3 protein-coding genes are annotated in these 1501 nt (G+C 59.9%); all 3 read right to left on the bottom strand.

Features of this window, described 5'->3' with window-relative positions:
• Positions 1-14: 14 nt before the first annotated feature.
• Complete coding sequence (locus FEF27_RS12990) at positions 15-374, bottom strand: response regulator transcription factor (RefSeq protein WP_138171306.1); 360 nt, start codon at positions 372-374, stop codon at positions 15-17.
• A gap of 435 nt (positions 375-809) precedes the next feature.
• Positions 810-1163 (bottom strand): integrase core domain-containing protein, encoded by a 354-nt coding sequence (locus tag FEF27_RS12985; RefSeq protein WP_208009911.1) that lies wholly within the window; start codon positions 1161-1163, stop codon positions 810-812.
• A 34-nt stretch (positions 1164-1197) separates the two neighbouring features.
• On the bottom strand, positions 1198-1501 hold a 304-nt coding region (locus FEF27_RS12980), incomplete at its 5' end, for an integrase core domain-containing protein (protein ID WP_166430030.1).

The raw sequence follows: 1501 nt of genomic DNA, 5'->3' as shown, positions 1-1501 counted from the left end.
CCCTCACATAATTCTCAGACACGCTCTAGTTCACGTGGGCTGAAGGGCTTGGTGACGTAATCATCAGCCCCCACCGACAGACCAATGAGACGGTCCACCTCGTCGGCACGGGCGGTCAGCATGATCACATAGCAGTCGGAAAACGTTCTGATCTGCCGGCACGCTTCCACCCCGTCCATCCCGGGCAGCCCCAGGTCCAGGATCACGACGGCCGGTTGAATGGCTGGGACCATCTCGACAGCGTCAGGACCGTTATCGGTGGTCTCGACGTGCAGTCCGTCGCGGCGCAGATATTCGGCGATGAGGCGCACCAGCGGGGCCTCATCGTCCACTACGAGCACACTGGGCTGATGAGTTGCAGGTTTAGAGGTCATTTTTCGATCGTAGAGGACGGTAGGCTCTCCTCCGTTCGGCTCCCTGGTTCAGTTCCACCCGGAAGAGCATTCCTTTCGAGTTCGTCGGGGTTCCCCGGAACCCGGCTTGGGGACCACCAGCGACAGGTTCAGGTCTGCCCCTCAACGAGACCGACGCCTCAGCCCGAAAATTCAGCCAGCCGAAGAGTCGTCTTCAGCGGCGGTGAGGCACGCCGTTATCTGATCGTGACAACGATATCGATTTGTTATACAGTCGAGCCCGTGCTTGGGGCATTAATCCGAAAGTGTCCCGAATCCCAGCCCGGTTCGGCCCCTGCGAACCGGTCAGGGCACGTTCGCCAAACTACCGCGACACCAGGGAAAGGTTCCCAAAGCGAGGTGTGTCAGAGATAATGCACCAGTGAGCGGGTTTAATACCCAACCAGCGAGTGGGCCTCATGATTGATCTTTCCGGGTTTTCCTTCTTGTAGCAATTCGAGTGGCTCGAGCGTTGACCAGGCCGGCCCTGCGGGCGGCGCGGATTGCTTCGCCTCGGCCGTAGTGTTCGTCTTCTGGGGTGACGTAGCCCACGCCCTCGTGCAACCTCACCGCGTTGTAGTGAATCCGCAGTCGGTCCAGCTCGGACTCAAGTACACCGGGCTCGGTGATCTTCTCAAGGTGCGGGTTCTCGGCTTTGAGGTGTCCGAAGAAGGACTCGACCCAGGATTGATCGTTCGGGGTTCCGGGTCTGCCGAAGTGCTGAGCGATCCGGGCACCTGCCATGAACGAGGCAGTGGCCTTCGAAGTCATCTGGGGTCCGTTATCGGAGTGAACCGTACTGGGTTTAGTTCCGCTGTATGGGTGCGGGAGTCTCGTCCCGCTGGGGTTCATAGTATGCCGTCTCAACTTCGGTGGGTGTCTGGTGGCCCAGGTGCTCGTGGAGCCGGCCAGTATTCCACCAGTGGACCCAGTTCATCGTGGCGAACTCGACCTCGGTCAGTGATCTCCACGATGGTTGGGCGTAGATCAACTCGGTCTTGTATAGCCCGTTGACCGCCTCAGCCAGGGCGTTATCGTAAGAATCCCCGACAGTCCCGACCGAGGGTCGGATGCCGTGGTCAGCGAGTTTCTCGGTGTAGGCCACCGCG

This window comes from Nesterenkonia sphaerica (genome assembly GCF_005771565.1).
In the GTDB taxonomy this organism is placed as follows: Bacteria; Actinomycetota; Actinomycetes; order Actinomycetales; family Micrococcaceae; genus Nesterenkonia; species Nesterenkonia sphaerica.
Note: the sequence above shows the minus strand (reverse complement) of the source record. Positions and strands in the feature narration are given on the sequence as shown.

Coding starts and splice junctions, on each gene's coding strand:
- FEF27_RS12990 (WP_138171306.1), bottom strand. CDS start 374: ATGACCTCTAAACCTGCAACTCATCAGCCCAGTGTGCTCGTAGTGGAC.
- FEF27_RS12985 (WP_208009911.1), bottom strand. CDS start 1,163: ATGACTTCGAAGGCCACTGCCTCGTTCATGGCAGGTGCCCGGATCGCT.